13 protein-coding genes, 10 tRNA genes, 1 riboswitch and 1 other annotated feature are annotated in these 16,810 nt (G+C 45.5%); of the genes, 5 read left to right on the plus strand and 18 right to left on the minus strand.

Going from position 1 to position 16,810, the window contains the following annotated elements:
- Positions 1 to 44 precede the first annotated feature (44 nt).
- Both A5882_RS02935 and A5882_RS02940 read right to left on the minus strand, forming a co-directional pair.
- Complete coding sequence (locus A5882_RS02935; protein ID WP_008382017.1) at positions 45 to 764, minus strand: pseudouridine synthase; 720 nt, start codon at positions 762 to 764, stop codon at positions 45 to 47.
- A gap of 69 nt (positions 765 to 833) precedes the next feature.
- On the minus strand, positions 834 to 2,480 hold the full coding sequence (locus A5882_RS02940) for a polysaccharide biosynthesis protein (RefSeq protein ID WP_008382016.1): 1,647 nt from the start codon (positions 2,478 to 2,480) through the stop codon (positions 834 to 836).
- A gap of 199 nt (positions 2,481 to 2,679) precedes the next feature.
- On the opposite strand from A5882_RS02940, the gene murE reads away from it, so the two are divergent.
- Positions 2,680 to 4,200, plus strand: a complete 1,521-nt coding sequence (murE, locus tag A5882_RS02945; RefSeq protein ID WP_086372398.1) for a UDP-N-acetylmuramyl-tripeptide synthetase — start codon at positions 2,680 to 2,682, stop codon at positions 4,198 to 4,200.
- Positions 4,201 to 4,272: 72 nt separating this feature from the next.
- Here murE and A5882_RS02950 read toward each other — a convergent pair whose 3' ends face one another.
- Positions 4,273 to 4,572: a DUF5960 family protein gene (locus A5882_RS02950; protein WP_008382014.1), complete on the minus strand. Its 300-nt coding sequence runs from the start codon at positions 4,570 to 4,572 to the stop codon at positions 4,273 to 4,275.
- Positions 4,573 to 4,792: 220 nt separating this feature from the next.
- Between A5882_RS02950 and A5882_RS02955 the strand changes: the two genes are divergently transcribed.
- Positions 4,793 to 5,023, plus strand: a complete 231-nt coding sequence (locus A5882_RS02955; RefSeq protein ID WP_005233376.1) for a hypothetical protein — start codon at positions 4,793 to 4,795, stop codon at positions 5,021 to 5,023.
- 106 nt (positions 5,024 to 5,129) lie between these two features.
- Here A5882_RS02955 and leuS read toward each other — a convergent pair whose 3' ends face one another.
- Both leuS and A5882_RS02965 read right to left on the minus strand, forming a co-directional pair.
- Positions 5,130 to 7,544, minus strand: a complete 2,415-nt coding sequence (gene leuS, locus A5882_RS02960) for a leucine--tRNA ligase (protein ID WP_086372399.1) — start codon at positions 7,542 to 7,544, stop codon at positions 5,130 to 5,132.
- Positions 7,545 to 7,630: 86 nt separating this feature from the next.
- Positions 7,631 to 7,850, minus strand: a binding site (T-box leader).
- Positions 7,851 to 7,892: 42 nt separating this feature from the next.
- Positions 7,893 to 9,593: a LysM peptidoglycan-binding domain-containing protein gene (locus A5882_RS02965; RefSeq protein ID WP_086372400.1), complete on the minus strand. Its 1,701-nt coding sequence runs from the start codon at positions 9,591 to 9,593 to the stop codon at positions 7,893 to 7,895.
- 291 nt (positions 9,594 to 9,884) lie between these two features.
- Between A5882_RS02965 and A5882_RS02970 the strand changes: the two genes are divergently transcribed.
- From A5882_RS02970 to A5882_RS02980, 3 genes are read left to right on the plus strand one after another with little or no spacing between them, the layout of a single operon-like run.
- A complete protein-coding gene (locus tag A5882_RS02970; RefSeq protein WP_086372401.1) occupies positions 9,885 to 10,535 on the plus strand; it encodes a phosphatase PAP2 family protein in 651 nt (216 codons plus the stop codon).
- 14 nt (positions 10,536 to 10,549) lie between these two features.
- A complete protein-coding gene (locus A5882_RS02975) occupies positions 10,550 to 11,533 on the plus strand; it encodes a TIGR01212 family radical SAM protein (protein ID WP_086372402.1) in 984 nt (327 codons plus the stop codon).
- A complete protein-coding gene (locus A5882_RS02980) occupies positions 11,508 to 12,086 on the plus strand; it encodes a class I SAM-dependent methyltransferase (RefSeq protein ID WP_176273436.1) in 579 nt (192 codons plus the stop codon). The genes A5882_RS02975 and A5882_RS02980 overlap by 26 nt, the downstream gene beginning before the upstream one ends.
- Positions 12,087 to 12,110: 24 nt before the next feature.
- On the opposite strand, the gene A5882_RS02985 is transcribed toward A5882_RS02980, so the two are convergent.
- The 13 genes from A5882_RS02985 to A5882_RS03045 all read right to left on the minus strand — a co-directional run bounded on the left by A5882_RS02985 (position 12,111) and on the right by A5882_RS03045 (position 16,747).
- Positions 12,111 to 12,890: an alpha/beta hydrolase family protein gene (locus A5882_RS02985; RefSeq protein ID WP_086372403.1), complete on the minus strand. Its 780-nt coding sequence runs from the start codon at positions 12,888 to 12,890 to the stop codon at positions 12,111 to 12,113.
- A 22-nt stretch (positions 12,891 to 12,912) separates the two neighbouring features.
- Positions 12,913 to 14,370, minus strand: a complete 1,458-nt coding sequence (locus A5882_RS02990; RefSeq protein ID WP_005233363.1) for an MDR family MFS transporter — start codon at positions 14,368 to 14,370, stop codon at positions 12,913 to 12,915.
- Positions 14,371 to 14,436: 66 nt separating this feature from the next.
- Positions 14,437 to 15,621: a methionine adenosyltransferase gene (gene metK / locus A5882_RS02995; RefSeq protein ID WP_042890485.1), complete on the minus strand. Its 1,185-nt coding sequence runs from the start codon at positions 15,619 to 15,621 to the stop codon at positions 14,437 to 14,439.
- A riboswitch (SMK box riboswitch) is annotated at positions 15,619 to 15,700 on the minus strand. Its footprint overlaps the gene before it by 3 nt.
- Before the next feature lie 91 nt (positions 15,701 to 15,791).
- Positions 15,792 to 15,863: transfer RNA gene (locus A5882_RS03000), tRNA-Glu, on the minus strand.
- Between the two features lie 15 nt (positions 15,864 to 15,878).
- Positions 15,879 to 15,952: transfer RNA gene (locus A5882_RS03005), tRNA-Ile, on the minus strand.
- A gap of 16 nt (positions 15,953 to 15,968) precedes the next feature.
- Positions 15,969 to 16,039, minus strand: a tRNA-Gly gene (locus A5882_RS03010).
- A gap of 7 nt (positions 16,040 to 16,046) precedes the next feature.
- Positions 16,047 to 16,119: transfer RNA gene (locus A5882_RS03015), tRNA-Phe, on the minus strand.
- A gap of 8 nt (positions 16,120 to 16,127) precedes the next feature.
- Positions 16,128 to 16,201 (minus strand) — tRNA-Asp (locus A5882_RS03020).
- A gap of 39 nt (positions 16,202 to 16,240) precedes the next feature.
- Positions 16,241 to 16,314: transfer RNA gene (locus tag A5882_RS03025), tRNA-Met, on the minus strand.
- A gap of 66 nt (positions 16,315 to 16,380) precedes the next feature.
- A tRNA-Ser gene (locus A5882_RS03030) sits at positions 16,381 to 16,470 on the minus strand.
- Between the two features lie 12 nt (positions 16,471 to 16,482).
- A tRNA-Glu gene (locus A5882_RS03035) sits at positions 16,483 to 16,554 on the minus strand.
- A gap of 10 nt (positions 16,555 to 16,564) precedes the next feature.
- Positions 16,565 to 16,652, minus strand: a tRNA-Ser gene (locus tag A5882_RS03040).
- Between the two features lie 21 nt (positions 16,653 to 16,673).
- Positions 16,674 to 16,747, minus strand: a tRNA-Ile gene (locus tag A5882_RS03045).
- Between the last annotated feature and the right edge of the window lie 63 nt (positions 16,748 to 16,810).

Genomic DNA, 16,810 nt, shown 5'->3' on the forward strand with positions numbered 1-16,810 from the left:
CGAATAACAACTTTCATAAGAATTTCTTTAGCTCGCCGATCGTCTTATCCTCGCTCTTGCAGCTTCGCCAATTCCTCAGGAGTCAATTCCCGATACTCGCCTAATGCCAAATCATCTGGCAGGGACAGGCCTCCCATGCGAATCCGTTTCAAATAAACGACTTCTTTTCCTACTGCATGGACCATCCGTTTGACTTGATGAAACTTGCCTTCATGGAGGATCAGTTTGATTTCGCTGCGCGTTTCGTCTTCATCGACGTTGAGGATCTGCAGTTCAGCCGGCAAGGTCCACTCGCCGTCTAATTTGATGCCTTTGGCAAAGGTTTTTTGATCCTCCGCTGTCATGATTCCCTCGACTTGGGCATAATATTCTTTTTCCACATGCTTCTTAGGCGACAATAATTGATGCGCCAATCCGCCATCGTTCGTAATCAGCAAAAAGCCTTCGGTGTCTTTATCCAACCGTCCTACTGGAAACAAATCTTCGCGAAACGCTTCTTCAGAAAACAAATCTAAGACCGTCTCTTCATAGGAATCGACGGTTGCCGAAATCACTCCAGCGGGTTTATTCAGCAAATAATAAAACTGGCTTTGATAGACGATGGGTTCCCCCTCAAAACAAACGGTATCTTGTGTTTCTAGTACTTGCGCTTTGTCACTCTTGATGACTTGTCCATTGACGGTCACGAGACCTTTTTTGATCAACTGTTTCACTTCTTTGCGGGAGCCATAGCCCATATCCGCTAAAAACTTGTCTAAACGCATCGGTTTCTTCCTTTCATATAAAACAGCCGCCAAGGTCTCGCAAAGGAGGCTCAGCGGCTGCTTCTAGTTTTATTTGATGTGTAATTTCTGGCGTAAACGAACCATTGATGAGCCGAGTAGTTTTTCAGCTAAACGCAATTTCAGCGCAATGTAGATGTACACACTGCCACCGACTCCTGCTACTAGCAAGCTCAAGATAAAGGCTTGGACTTTTCTTTCCGAGCTAAAGATGAGACCAAAGAGTTGGCGGGCGATCAACGCTGCGATCACCATAATGATCGTCATCGCGCCAATCAATAACGTCCGTCGCAACGTTAAGTTTACATTGAAATGGCCTTTGCGAATCATCTTGCGAATGTTCAGCCAGCAGACGATCCCTAAAGCAATCGTCGTGGAAACTAATGGGCCATAAACTTGGAACAACCGAATCGCTGGATACTGCAGGATCAACTTCACCAGCAATCCTACAAAGAAGAAAACAACGGCTTCTTTGTTGTGGTACATTCCTTGCAGCATACTAGAACTAAGCATAAACAAGCCCAAGACCAGACCAGACAGACAGGCAGCGACTAAAACGCTCGCTCCTAACGCATCTGGACGATAAAACAAGGTGTATAAGGGATAAGACAGCACGATCATCCCAAAGGTCGCTGGGAACATTACAAAGGAATACAATTGTAAGTTATTGCTGATCAATTTAGCTAAGTTCTTTTTGTCTTTTTTGGCGACTGCTTCACTGATCAAAGGCAAGCCTGTTGAAGCCATGGAAGTAGCTAATCCGATAACCACCATCGTCAACTTATCAGGGTTGCTACCGAAAATCGCCATTAATTCTAAGAGCTGATCATTTGAAAATTCAGTAAAACTACTCATGATCCGCACAAAGGTGTATTGATCCACCAATTTTAAAATCGTGATCCCAGAACCAACGATAATAAAAGGGATCGCTTCTTTGATGGTCGCTAAAACCAATTCTTTGGTTTGCAACACGGTTTCTTCTTTGCTCATATCGACTAAGACGTCCATCCGTACCCGTTGCTTTTGGAAGTAATAGCCTAAAACCAAAATACTGGCTAAGACACCGATAAAGGCGGCAAAGGTCGATTGCGTCACAGCCGCCGTGTATTCGCCTTCGATAACCCGCATAATGATGAAGGTCGCCAAAAGCATATAGCAGACGCGGGCGATTTGTTCGACAACTTGCGAGATCGCAAAAGGTTTCATGTCTTGGTTTCCTTGGAAGTATCCTCGCATAACACTCATACAAGGAAAGACCAATAGTGCAATGCTCAATGAGCGCATTGCAGGAATCAATTCTTCCCCGCCACCTGAAGCCGTTGCCAACCATGGGGCTGCCAAATACATGATTCCGGCGGTCACCACGCCAAAGCCTGCCATCAATTGGAAGGCCCTTAAAAAGAGCTTCTGGCTGGTGCGGTATTCTTGGCGAGAATTATAAAAAGAAATCTGCTTGGCAATTGCCGATGGGATCCCAGCAGTTGAGATCATTAAAAATAAGGCGTAAACATTATAGCCCATCCCAAATAACGCATTTGCTTTATCGGCATTTGCCCCCATCCAATAATACCAAGGTAAAATGTAAATCGCGCCAAGCAAACGTGAACCGATATTGCCCATTGTCATCCAAGCAGATCCTTGAGCCATTTTTTCTTGTGTAGTTAATTCTTTTGACACTGAACGCATGTGATTATCCATCGCCATTATCTCCAACTTTCTACAAACATATCCCTTCCATTTTAATTCGAAAAAGAGTTGGTCGCAATCTATTTTTGCAACATCTTAAAGTTTCTTCAAAATAAGAAGAAAAAAAAGAAAACTTTTCCCTCCTAAACGGCGGTTTTTAGGAGTTATGCTATAATAAGAGAAATCTTTAGAGGAATGAAGGAGAACAACGATGCAAAAGGAACTCATTACCGTGCCACAGATCCGCAAACTCTTATTGCAGGAAAACCTATTAAAAGAAATCATTACCCCCACTGATTGGGTTTATACCGTGCCGCAAGAAATGACTGATATTGCCTTTACCTCCTTAAGTTACGACTCGCGAACGGCCGATGCGGCAACGCTTTTTTTCTGTAAAGGGGCTTCTTTTAAAGAAAGCTACCTAGCCGCCGCCATTGATCAAGGCATTCAGTGCTACATTTCAGAAACACCTTATGACAACTTCGCAACCTACGGGATCATTGTTACGGACATTCGAGAAACGATGGCAGTGATCGCTCAAGCATTTTATGGCAACCCGCAAGAACAGCTGGTGACCATCGGCATCACTGGCACCAAAGGCAAAACCAGCTGCGCCTATTTTGCTCGGGCGATTTTAGCAGAATCGACGGGTCAAAAAGTAGCATTCTTTTCATCGGAGGAAAACTCAGTCGATGGAAAAACCTTTAATGAAGCAGTGTTGACGACTCCCGAAACACTGGATCTTTATAAAATGATGGCTGAGGCTGTTGCAAACGGCCTGACCCATCTTGTAATGGAAGTTTCTTCTCAAGCGTATAAAACTAAACGGGTCGCCGGCATTACCTTTGATATTGGCGCGTTCTTGAATATTTCGCCTGATCACATTGGACCGGTGGAACACCCGACTTATGATGATTACCTTTACTGCAAACGGGAACTGATCCGCAACAGCAAACAAATGATTTTAAATCGTCAAAGCGATCACTACCACTTGCTGCGAGAAACTTGTGAAGTCCATCAAGTTCCTTATATCACCTACGGACGTTCAGACGCCGATTATGTCGTCCAAGAAGGAATGGACCTAAAGAGTTTCGCCCTGACAGCTGCTTCTGATGTCTTGCAAGTCTCTGGTGAATATCAACTGGGGATCTTAGGTTCTTTCAACCATGAGAACGCCGCAGCGGCGATTTTGGCTGCCTGCTTAGCGGGTGCCTCTCGTGAGGACGCTCAGAAAGTCCTGCCGACAGTGATCATCCCTGGACGAATGATCGTTTTAGAAAAAGAAAATGGCGCCGTCATGATCGTTGACTATGCCCACAATTACCTGAGCTTCCAATCATTAAGTGAACTTGCCCGTCAGTTACGCCCAGATGGCCGCCTGCTTTTTGTCACTGGCAGTGCTGGCGGAAAAGCCCAATCTCGCCGAGCAGATATGGGACGAGCGCTAGGAGAATATGCGGACAAAGTCTACCTGACCAGCGATGATCCTGATTTTGAAGAAGCAGCTGCGATCGCAAAAGAAATTGCAGATGCTATCACCAATCCTGAAGTTGCCATCATTCATGAGATGGATCGGGCTCAAGCCGTCAAATTGGCGATCGCTGAAGCAGACGGTCGTGATATCGTGATTATTGCGGGCAAAGGTGCCGAACAATACTTGAAAGTCGCTGGAAAAAAAGTCCCTTACATCGGTGACTTGACCTTAGCGCAGCAGCAAGCCAAGCACCAATAGCAACAAGTTGTCTCAACAAAAAAAGCTTTCAGATGATCCATTAAATCATCTGAAAGCTTTTTTCCTGTGTGATTAAGGTTGTTCGTCTTCGTAAGTCTCATAGACATAGGGTGCGCCATCATAACGGAATTCTGTTGAAATGGCAGCGTCAAGGTCTTCGGTAAACATTCGCTTGCTGAAAGGAAACAAAAAGACTTGCCCTTCTTTGGCATCTTCGGCTGCTAAACGGTAAAACAGCTCTTCTTCTGTTAATTGTTGATTCAACTGTTCCAAGACATCGGCAGTGACTGCCTCTTCTTCATAGCCAGGTTTGGCAATCCGTGCATAATCTTCAAAAAAAGCCGTTTGGCCTTCAAATGATTGATACTCCATGTAAGTCCCCTCTTTCTTTTCTCTTTCTTTATTATACGAGAGTCTGTGAGGATCAGCGAATAATATGATCGCTAACAAGCGGAAATTTGGCTTTTTTAGCGCTTAAATATGTCAGAAACATTTCAAGTGTATTACGAATCAATTATTTGACAAAATCAGATTGAACACGTATCCAAATTTTGTATAATGATACATAGAGACTATAAAAGGGGCAAATGTAATGAACAACGCAAAGAAAAAATTATTCGTCGGTACTGGTGCTGCAATTGGTTTTGTCGCAATCGTTGCTATGATGGCTCAGTTCATGATTTCCAATCATCTATTTGGCGGAAGTGATGCTTCATCAGAAATTTTCACTCGCGCTACGTATCCAAACGGCTTTCTACTAGTGATCTTGATTCCATTGGTCGCAACAGCCGCTTTGTTCTATGGGATCATTCGCAAAAAATAACAAAAAAGTGTTGCTGAGAACCACTCAGTAACACTTTTTTTCTTTGTCGCTACCAAAAAGCTGCCTAACAGACCATTGACCTGTTAGGCAGCTACTTTTTTAGCGTTTAGTTTGCAACGATATTGACCAATTTATTGGGTACGACGATCACTTTGCGGATCGTTTTTCCTTGGAGCTGTTCTTGGACAAGTTCGTTTTCTTGGGCCAATTGTTCAAGCACTGCTTTTTCTGCGTCTGCTGGAACCATTGCTTTGGCACGAACTTTGCCGTTGACTTGAAAGACGACTTCGATCTCATCTTCCACTAGGGCACTTTCGTCATAGGTTGGCCAAGGCACATAAGAGATCCCATTGTCATTTCCGAGGATCGACCAGAGCTCTTCACCGATATGTGGTGCGATTGGAGCCAATAGCTGCACAAATCCTTCGACATACTCGTAAGGTAAGGCATCAGCTTTATACGCTTCATTGACGAAGACCATCAATTGGGAAATCGCCGTATTGAAATGCAGCTGTTCATAATCTTCCGTCACTTTTTTAACCGTTTGGTTATACACCTTCGACAATTTTCCATCGTTGAATGTCGTGATGCGGTCGCGCATTTTGCCATTTTCATCGACGATCAAGCGCCACACGCGATCCAAGAATTTGCGACTGCCTTCAAGGCCATTCTCATTCCAGGCGATCGATGCATCCAATGGTCCCATAAACATTTCATATAGACGCAAAGTATCTGCACCGTATTGATTGATGACATCATCTGGATTGACGACGTTGCCGCGGGATTTCGACATTTTTTCATTGTTTTCCCCAAGGATCATCCCTTGGTTGAACAATTTTTCAAATGGTTCTTTCGTTGGTACGACACCGATATCATACAAGAATTTATGCCAGAAGCGAGCATAAAGCAAATGCAAGACAGCGTGTTCCGCCCCACCGATATAAATATCGACTGGCATCCAGCGTTTCAATTTATCATAGTCTGCCAAAACAGACTTATTATGAGGATCGATAAAGCGTAAGAAATACCATGAGCTTCCTGCCCATTGTGGCATCGTATTGGTTTCGCGACGTCCTTTTTTCCCAGTTTCTGGATCGGTGACATTGACCCAATCCGTGACATTAGCTAATGGCGATTCCCCAGTACCGCTTGGTTTGATATTGTCGGTTTTTGGCAAACGCAATGGCAGCTGATCTACAGAAAGCGCTGTGGTCGTCCCATCTTCCCAATGGATGATCGGGATTGGTTCACCCCAATACCGTTGGCGAGAGAACAACCAATCGCGAAGACGATAGCTGACTTCTTTTTTCCCAACATGGTTTTCTTCCAACCATGCGACCATTTTTTCAATGGCTGTCTCTTTGTCTAGCCCATCCAAAAAGTCTGAATTGATATGCAGTCCATCTTCGGTATAGGCAGATTCTTCCACGTTGCCCCCTGCCAATACAGGAATGATCTCTAAACCGAATGTTTTGGCAAATTCGTGGTCACGTTCGTCATGGGCAGGAACCGCCATGATCGCACCTGTTCCATAAGAAGCCAAAACGTAATCGGCGATCCAAATCGGGATCTCTTTGCCATTCACGGGATTGATGGCATAGGCACCAGTGAAGACACCGGTTTTTTCTTTGGCCAAATCTGTTCGGTTCAAATCAGATTTTTTCGATGCTTCTTCTACATAGGCATCAATGGCTGCTTTTTGTTCTGGGGTAGTGATTTGAGCCACTAGCTCATGTTCTGGTGCCAATACAGCGTAGGTCGCACCAAACAAGGTATCTGGGCGAGTCGTAAAGACGGTAAAGTCTTTTTCCATCCCTGCCACTTTAAACGTTACGTTGGCTCCGACAGAACGTCCGATCCAATTGCGTTGCATTTCTTTGATGCTTTCTGGCCAATCAACTTCTTCTAAATCGTCCAACAAACGATCAGCATATGCCGTGATTTTTAGCATCCATTGGCGCATCGGTTTGCGGATCACATCATAGCCGCCCCGTTCGCTCTTGCCGTCAATGACTTCTTCATTGGCGATCACAGTTCCAAGCTCTGGTACCCAGTTTACCGGAACTTCGGCTTCATAAGCTAACCCTTTTTCATAAAGCTTGGTAAAGATCCATTGCGTCCACTTGTAATATTCAGGATCTGTCGTATTGATTTCACGATTCCAGTCATAGCTGAACCCTAGCGCATTGATTTGACGGCGGAAGGTCTCAATATTTTTCTTCGTGAATTCCGCTGGATCATTTCCAGTGTCTAGTGCATATTGTTCGGCAGGCAGACCAAAGGCATCCCAGCCCATTGGGTGCAGTACATTGTACCCTTGGCTGCGTTTGAAGCGGCTCAAGATATCCGTTGCCGTATAGCCTTCTGGATGTCCGACATGTAATCCTTGTCCGGATGGATATGGGAACATATCTAGCGCATAAAATTTTGGTTTGTCCGGCTCATCATGGGTGTTGAACTCATTTTTCTTTGCCCAATATTTTTGCCATTTTTTTTCGATTTCTTTGTGATTGTAATTCACGATGGACTCCTCCTAAAAATTGGTGCTTTGCTCGTCAAATCAACCAGCAAAACTTAAAAAAAGTCCTATAAAAATCGCTATGATTTTTATAGGACGTTATCAACGTGGTACCACCTAAGTTTATCTGCTCCTCAAAAAAGCAGACCTCGATGTTTTAACGGCCATCGCCGTATCTGCCTAGCCAAATCAGGTTCAGTCAGATATCACTCGAAGACGAGTTCGAAAGGTGTGCTGTGCATTTCCACCAACCATGCACTCTCTAAAAGTCCCACCGTACTTCTACTATTCCTTCTCAAACGTGAAAGTTTCTTTGCACTTATCCTAACAAAAATCATTAGGAATAGCAATCTATTTTACCCTAACTGTTTGTCCTGGGTAAATAAAGTTATTTTGAATATTGTTCCATTGAATAAATTGATCCGTCGTGATGCCAAACTTATCTGCGATCCCCCAAACGGAATCACCCGATGCGACCTTGTAAGTACCATTTGTCGCTGAAGTGCTGGTAGTAGCTGTTGTGCCGCCTTGCTTGACGACCACCTTTTGTCCTGGATAGATAAAATCATTTTTGATGTTGTTCCAGTTGCGGAATTGGTCCATCGAAATCCCGTGTTTATTGGCAACTGACCAGACTGAATCACCCGCTGCCACCGTATAGGTGTTGCCTGCAGCACTGCTGCTGGTTTGGCTGCTGACGGTCGTGCTCGTTGTTGTACTTGTCCTCGTTGCGGAACTACCACTGACGACAACTTTTTGTCCTGGGTAGACAAAATCATTTTTGATATTGTTCAAACTGCGAAATTGATCCATGGAGATCCCATGTTTGTTGGCGATCGACCAGACTGAATCACCCGCTGCAACTGTATAGGTACCGCCACTGCTTTGGCTAGCAGTTGATGCAGTGCTGACGGTCGTGGTACTGCTGGTATTCGTAGACGAACCACCGCTGACGACAACTTTTTGTCCTGGGTAGACAAAGTCATTTTTGATATTGTTCAAACTGCGGAATTGATCCATTGAAATCCCATGTTTATTGGCGATCGACCAGACTGAATCACCAGAAACTACGGTATAGGTGTTGCCTGATGTAGTTGCTGAAGTATTACGATTGACGATCGATACCGTAGAAGTTGCCGAAGTGCTTTGGGTGCTGCCGTTAACTTTCAACGTTTGCCCTGGATAAACAAAATCATTTTTGATGTTGTTCAAGCTGCGCAACTGGTCCATGGAGATGCCATGTTTGTTAGCGATCGACCATACAGAGTCGCCCGAAGCGACTGTATACGTTTGACTGCCGCTCGTGCTGACAGCCGCCGTTGTAGTCGTAGTATTGGTTGATGCGCTAGCTGTGGCACCACCACCGGCATTGCCAGAAGCAGGTGTGTCGTATTGCGTCAAACCAAATTGTTGGATCACTGCATTCAGGGAAGAAGCATAATTGGGTGCAGTCGCATAGCGGCCTGCTAGCCATGCGGTTGCATCAAGATATGAAGTCGTATTGCTTTTCCAAGCGCCAGAATAATATGAAACGCCGCTTTGTAAAGAGGTTGAGCGTAAAGTACGTGCGTTATCTTCGAATGATTGCGTGTATGATGGGTAGCGCTTAAAGGGTTCATTCATAGTCAACCATTGATTGTTCAAGTACTCCAAAGTACTCATATAAACGGTTTGACCGTTGTAGCTGCCTTTGATCCCGAATAGATTATAATTCGGTGCTTTTGATAAACTGCTTCGGCCCCAACCACTTTCTAAAATGGCTTGTGCGATCATCACAGAAGCATATAAATCGTTGGCTTGTGCCACGGGCTGAGCGTAAGTAGCGATTTCGGCAATAAATGCGGAAGTATTCGGCGCGGCAAAATTGCTAGTAGAAACTTGGGCGATCGAGGTCTCTACGGCTTCTGCTTGAACCGATGACACCAATGGAGCTACAACAGAGCAAGCAGTCAGTGTCGTTCCTAAAACAACTGCACTTTTTTTGATCACTCGATACTTATCGCCCGATTGGTCTGCTTGACGATGTACTTTTCTTGATTGACTCGTGTTCATGTCCGTTATTCCTCCGTTTTTTCCTTATAGTGAACGTAGGTTTAGTATACAATTTCTTAAGAATTTATAAAAGGTATTTGAGCCGATTTCAGAAACTGTAAACTCTTTGTAATCAAACGAACATTTATTGAAATGAAGAGTTTGTATTTAACCCAACGAAAAATATTCCTTGGCAGTGGGATGCTCCCTGAATGGTTCCCTGCTTTTTCCGTCTTGCGATAAATGCTATAATACCTTCTAGATGTCTCTTTGCTTGAAGGGACAGAAATTCTCTAGAAACGAGGCTTTTCCATGCATAAAAAACTTTATTTTCAATTTGCCGGCAGTTGCTTTTTACTGCTGTTCGTTTTTCTCGGCTATCTCGTGAAATTTTATCCTACTTGGTTGGTCTCCTTTGACGAAACCTTGACTCGCATCATCCGTACCGGCTATCCGTTTTGGACACCGTTTTTTCTATGGGTCACAAAATTTGCGAATCCTACCACGATCATCTTGCTCTTTCTTGCTGTTTTAGCCGTTTTAGTGATCAATAAATATTATACAGAAGCACTATGGCTCAGTATCGGCACCATCGGGATTGCCGGGCTCTTTAATCCATTGATCAAACTGGTTTTTTTACGGGAGCGACCAACCCTTGAACACTTAGTCACGGAATCAAGTTTTAGTTTCCCCAGCGGACACTCGACAGGCAGTATGGTTTTTTATGGGACATTGCTCTTCTTGGTCCCGGTTTTCTTCAAGCAGCCTTTTTGGCAATGGGGACTCCGTATTCTGTTAGGCCTATTGATCAGTTGTATCGGCATCAGCCGCATCTATGTTGGCGTGCATTTTCCCAGTGATGTGTTAGGCGGTTTTTGTGTCGGCCTGTCTTGGCTACTGTTGACCTACCCTTACTACTTGCAAAAACGTTTTGTCTGGCGCTTCACGCGTAAACAATTATAAAAGAAGGTAAAAAAATGAATCCATTTCCTTATGCAGAAGATAAAAACAAACGATACCATTCATGGAACTTTGCTTTGCGGCAAGAATTTGGCGAAAAAATCTTTAAAGTTCCCATCGATGCGGGCTTCGACTGCCCCAATCGTGACGGCACCGTTGCCAAAGGCGGCTGTACATTTTGCAGTGTGTCCGGCTCTGGCGATATGATCGTAGCACCTGAAGCCCCGCTACCAGAGCAGTTTGAAAAAGAGATCGCCATGATGCACAAAAAGTGGCCGCAAGTGGACAAATACATTGTCTATTTTCAAAATTTTACGAACACCCACGCACCGGTGGCAGTGATCCGCGAGCGCTTCGAGCAAGTACTGAAACTACCTGGTGTTGTCGGGATCTCCATTGGGACCCGACCAGACTGCTTACCAGCAGATGTCGTTGACTATCTGGCAGAGCTCAATCAACGCTTTTATTTATGGGTCGAATTAGGACTGCAAACGACTTTTGAAACCACGAGCAATGCCATCAACCGCGCCCATGATTATCAAACCTACTTAGACGGCGTCGCCAGCCTGCGCAAACACAATATTCGTGTCTGTACCCATTTGATCAATGGCCTGCCAGGCGAGACGATCGAGATGATGCAAGAAAACGTCCGACGCACCATTCAAGATTCTGATATCCAAGGCATCAAACTGCACCTGCTGCATTTGATGCGCAATACTCGGATGCTGCAGGATTATCATGAGGGACGTTTGCAATTGATGCGGCGCGATACCTATGTGTCATTGATCTGCGATCAGTTAGAAATAATCCCCCCAGAGATCATCATTCATCGCTTGACAGGCGATGCACCATGGGATTCTCTGGTAGGTCCAATGTGGAGTTTGAAAAAATGGGAAGTCTTGAATGAGATTGATCAAGAAATGCTACGCCGCAACTCCTATCAAGGGAAATTCAACGTGCGAAAGGAGCTTGTCAATGCTGCCGACCGCCATGCGCTATAGCCACACCCTTTTAAAAGAAGTTGTGCAACCGGGACATACCGCTGTTGATGCCACGATGGGCAACGGCTTTGACACGGAATTACTGGCTTCCTTAGTTGGGCCGACTGGTCAGGTGTTTGCTTTTGATATTCAAGAACAAGCCCTCCAAGCCACCAAAAAACGTTTGACTGAAAAAGAGCTGTTGGCGCAAGTCCAGCTGATCCATCAAGGCCATGAGACGTTGGCAGATGTTGTGAGCGGTCCGGTTCACGCCGCCATTTTCAATTTAGGCTACTTGCCGAAAGGGGACAAAGCGATCATCACGCTGCCTGATACAACGAAAACGGCTTTAGAAGCTTTACTGACACGTTTAGCCCCGAAAGGTAGAATCATCCTCGTCTGCTATTATGGACACGCTGGCGGCGAAGCAGAGCTGAAAGAAGTCCACTCCTTTTGTCAGCAGCTGCCGCAAGAGGAATATAATGTCCTTTCCTATCAATTTATCAATCAGCGCAACCAGCCGCCGATCTTATTTTGTATCGAACGAAAAAACCATCAGTCCTCGGCACGTTAAGGTGTCGATCGACTGATGGTTTTTTTATTCACTAAAAAGCCATTGCAGTACTCGTTGGATCCATTGATCCCAAAAATTCCAATCATGATCCCCAGTTCCCGATTCAAACGTTACGGCTAGTTTGCGTTTTTGCAGCTTATCCACCGCATATTCACTTGCCGGATACAGCTGATCCTCGGTTCCACAGCTAATAAAAAAGCACGGCGCGGTGCTTGGATCGATGGTCTCAATCAGATGGATCAAATCATTTTCTGACCCTTTGAATTGCTCTAAAGGGCCAAAGATTCCTTCCCAATAAGCTTGGCTTCGCAGCTGCAGCAAGGAATCCATGCTTTCAGCCAGCGCTAATGCGCCAGACAAAGACGCTACCGCCGCAAACTGGTCAGGCTTGCGCAGCCCAAGTTTTACTGCCCCATAGCCCCCCATCGAGAGACCTGCTGCAAAAGTTTTTTCTCGTTTTTGCGTCAGTTGAGGAAACAGTTCATGACAAATTTGTGGTAATTCTTCGGCGATAAACGTCCAATACTTCATTTCGTAGGTCGTATCGGTATACCAGCCCAGATCAGTAGACGGCATGATGACCGCTAGTTGATACTCTGCGGCATATCGCTCGATCGACGTCCGTCGCTGCCAGACACTATGATTTCCGTTCATCCCATGCAATAAATAAAGCACCGGGAGATCTGTGCCCGTCGATTGGCTTTGCGTACCGATTTTTTTCTTGGTACTTTGAGGCAAGATCACATCGATCATTACCTCCATTTCAAGAACATTTGAATAGATATTTGCTTGTAAAAAAGCCATACAATCACCTGCGATCCTTTTTTTATATTGTACCAGATTCTCGCGAAATCGTGCGGGTCAAACCAATCGCTAGCACAATGAGTAAAACACCGATCCCAAAAACCCAGTGTAGACCGCTATAAAGAATCTCCCGTAATTGCCCTAATAAGGCTGTTGGCAGCTGACGCGCGGCGGCTGGATCAACCAGCTGATTCATGACACTGCTGTCAGTGACTTGCGCCTGTGCCAAGCCCACGCTATTGCTGGTGTTTAAAACGATACCGAAGACCGCCACCATAATGGTTTGCCCAATCGTTCGCAGCAGCGTATTGAAAGAAGTCGCCACGCCGACTTGGGTGGGTGCAACGCTGGTTTGGGCAGTAACGGTACAAACCACCATCGTTGCCCCTAATCCGACGCCCGTAATAGAAGAAATCACCAAGAACAACCAGAATGATGTCTGTGCCGGTGTCAAAAACAACCACAAGGCACCGGTAGCCGTGATCACTAAGCTAACCGTCAAGACCCAACTGACACTGTGTTGTGTCAACCAACGGCTGGCTAAGAAGGAACCAATCATCCATAAAATCGACAACGGTGCCAACACAAGCCCGCCAATCCCCGCACTCATGCCTAAGACCCCTTGCATCCACATTGGGATATAAACATCGATCCCCATCAGGAAGCCGCTAGCCAAAGCTGCTACGATGTTGACCACCACAAATAGTTTTGAGTGGAACAGCTTCAGATCAATAATCGGATCTGCTGCTTTTTTCTCCACACGAATGAAGCCGATAAACGTGAGGACAGAAAAAACGAACAGACCGATAACAGGCAGACTTACACCATAATCTCCTAGCAATTGGAAGCCTAGCAGGAGCCCTACTAACGTCAACATCAACAAGAGACTGCCTGCATAATCAATGTTGACTGCAGCAAAGGCCTTTTTTTCTTCATGAAAATAAAACCAAATTAAGGCGATCAACCCTAATCCGATGGGCACGTTGATAAAGAAGATCCAATGCCACCCGATCGTATCTACGATCAATCCACCGGCTAAGGGACCAACGACACTGGCGATCCCCCAAGCAGTACTATTGAGCCCTAAGACTTTCGCCCGCTTTTCAACAGGATACAGGTCCGCAATGATCGTTAGGGCAACGGGCATCATGGCCCCTGCGCCTAATCCTTGCAATGCTCTGGCAATGATCAACGTCAACATTGTGTTGGCCATCCCACAAAACGCCGACCCGATAATAAACAGCAGCGTACCAAATAGAAAGACTGGTTTGCGGCCGATATTATCGGCAAACTTGCCGTAGATCGGGGTCAACATCGCACTGGTCAAAAGATAGATCGAGAAGACCCAGTTCATGATCTCGATTCCTTTCAATGAACTAACGATGGTAGGCATCGCTGTCGTAATGATCGTTCCTTCGATCGCGGTCATAAACGTTGCGACAAAAACTGCAATAGTGACTAATTTTACATTGGTTCGCATGTAACTCCTCCTTTTACTCCAAAAAAAAGAACCTCTATTGATAGTCATCAATAGAGGTCGCCTCTTTTAATCCTTCACACTTGCCAAAAGTGCCGCCACCTTGTCGGTGCGTTCCCATGGCAAATCGATATCTGTACGACCGAAATGTCCGTAAGCGGCAGTCTGACGATAAATCGGACGGCGCAAATCTAACATTTCAATAATTCCTGCTGGTCGCAAATCAAAGTTTTCCCGCACCGCTTGAATCAAGCGATCGTTACTGACGGTTCCTGTACCAAAAGTGTTGATGCTGATCGACACGGGTTGTGCCACACCGATCGCATAGGCTAATTGGACTTCCACTTTTTTGGCTAGCTTTGCTGCTACGATGTTTTTGGCAATGTAGCGAGCCGCATAGCTGGCTGAACGGTCAACTTTGGTTGCGTCTTTTCCAGAAAACGCACCGCCACCATGACGAGCATAGCCGCCATAAGTATCAACGATGATTTTTCTGCCTGTCAAACCGGCATCCCCTTGAGGACCGCCGATTACAAAACGACCAGTAGGATTAATATAATATTTTGTCTGCTCGTCTAAAAAATCGGCAGGGATCACTTCTTTGATCACTTTTTCAATGACATCACGGTGGATCGTTTCATTATCAGCCGCATCATCATGCTGGGTACTAATAACGACGGTGTCCACTCTTTGTGGTTGATCGTTATCATCATATTCAACAGTTACTTGCGATTTTGCATCTGGACGCAAGTAGCTTAGTTCATTGTTTTTACGCAACTCTGCTAATCGACGGACTAACCGATGACTCAATGCGATTGGTAAAGGCATCAATTCAGGTGTTTCATCAACGGCAAAACCAAACATCAAGCCTTGGTCACCGGCACCGATATCTTCTTTATCCGTTTCTCCGCGACTTTCTAAAGCATCGTCAACGCCTTGAGCGATATCTGGTGATTGCTCATCGATCGCTACTAAAACAGCAACCGTATCGCCGTCAAAGCCGAATTTTGCTCGTGTATAGCCGATTTCTTTGATGGTTTCACGGACGACTTTTTGGATATCTACGTAAGCAGAAGTAGAAATTTCTCCAAAAACTAAAACCAATCCGGTGGTAACTGACGTTTCACAAGCAACCCGAGCCATTGGATCTTCGGCAAGCAACGCATCTAAGATGGCATCACTGATTTGGTCGGCTACTTTGTCTGGGTGTCCTTCTGAAACGGACTCTGATGTAAATAAGTGTTTCTCTGTCATTTTTGTATTCCCCCTAATATATGTTTCGGTTACAAGGCATCTTCGCAGCTGCGAATCCTTTCGGGAACTTGCAACGGACTGATTATAACAAATTTTGACCCTTCGTAGTTGAAAAATGATAAAAAAGATCATTTTTGGGTAATAAAAAAACACTCTCAAGAGTGTTTGCATGATCCGTACGGGATTCGAACCCGTGTTACCGCCGTGAAAGGGCGGTGTCTTAACCGCTTGACCAACGGACCAGTTTGAAAATGTAATGGGCCTAAATGGACTCGAACCATCGACCTCACGCTTATCAGGCGTGCGCTCTAACCAGCTGAGCTATAGGCCCCAAATAAAAAATGCAAAGCGGGTGACGAGAATCGAACTCGCGACAACAGCTTGGAAGGCTGTAGTTTTACCACTAAACTACACCCGCATTCCTATGGCGCGGGACAGAATCGAACTGCCGACACATGGAGCTTCAATCCATTGCTCTACCAACTGAGCTACCGAGCCAAAAACAACGGTCTGGACGGGACTCGAACCCGCGACCTCCTGCGTGACAGGCAGGCATTCTAACCAACTGAACTACCAAACCAGAAGCTTTGTATTGCTGCTTTGCCGTTAAACAAAGCGATTGCGGGAGCAGGATTTGAACCTACGACCTTCGGGTTATGAGCCCGACGAGCTACCAGACTGCTCCATCCCGCGATAAGTAATTACTTTTCAGTAATTAAAGGACTGTGATTCTTTTGCTCGCAACAAAAGAGACAGTTAAGGAGGATAAGGGATTCGAACCCTTGCACGGTTTTACCCGCCTGACGGTTTTCAAGACCGTTCCCTTCAGCCGGACTTGGGTAATCCTCCAAAAGTAACAAATGATCCGTACGGGATTCGAACCCGTGTTACCGCCGTGAAAGGGCGGTGTCTTAACCACTTGACCAACGGACCAATAAAAAAACGGAGAAGGAGGGATTTGAACCCTCGCGCCGGTTTCCCGACCTACACCCTTAGCAGGGGCGCCTCTTCAGCCACTTGAGTACTTCCCCAAATGTATGACTACATTTTGATGGGCCTAAATGGACTCGAACCATCGACCTCACGCTTATCAGGCGTGCGCTCTAACCAGCTGAGCTATAGGCCCCAAAAAATAAAAGCTAAAGCGGGTGACGAGAATCGAACTCGCGACAACAGCTTGGAAGGCTGT

The sequence above is a fragment of the Enterococcus sp. 4E1_DIV0656 genome (assembly GCF_002140695.1).
Classification (GTDB): Bacteria; Bacillota; Bacilli; order Lactobacillales; family Enterococcaceae; genus Enterococcus_D; species Enterococcus_D entomosocium.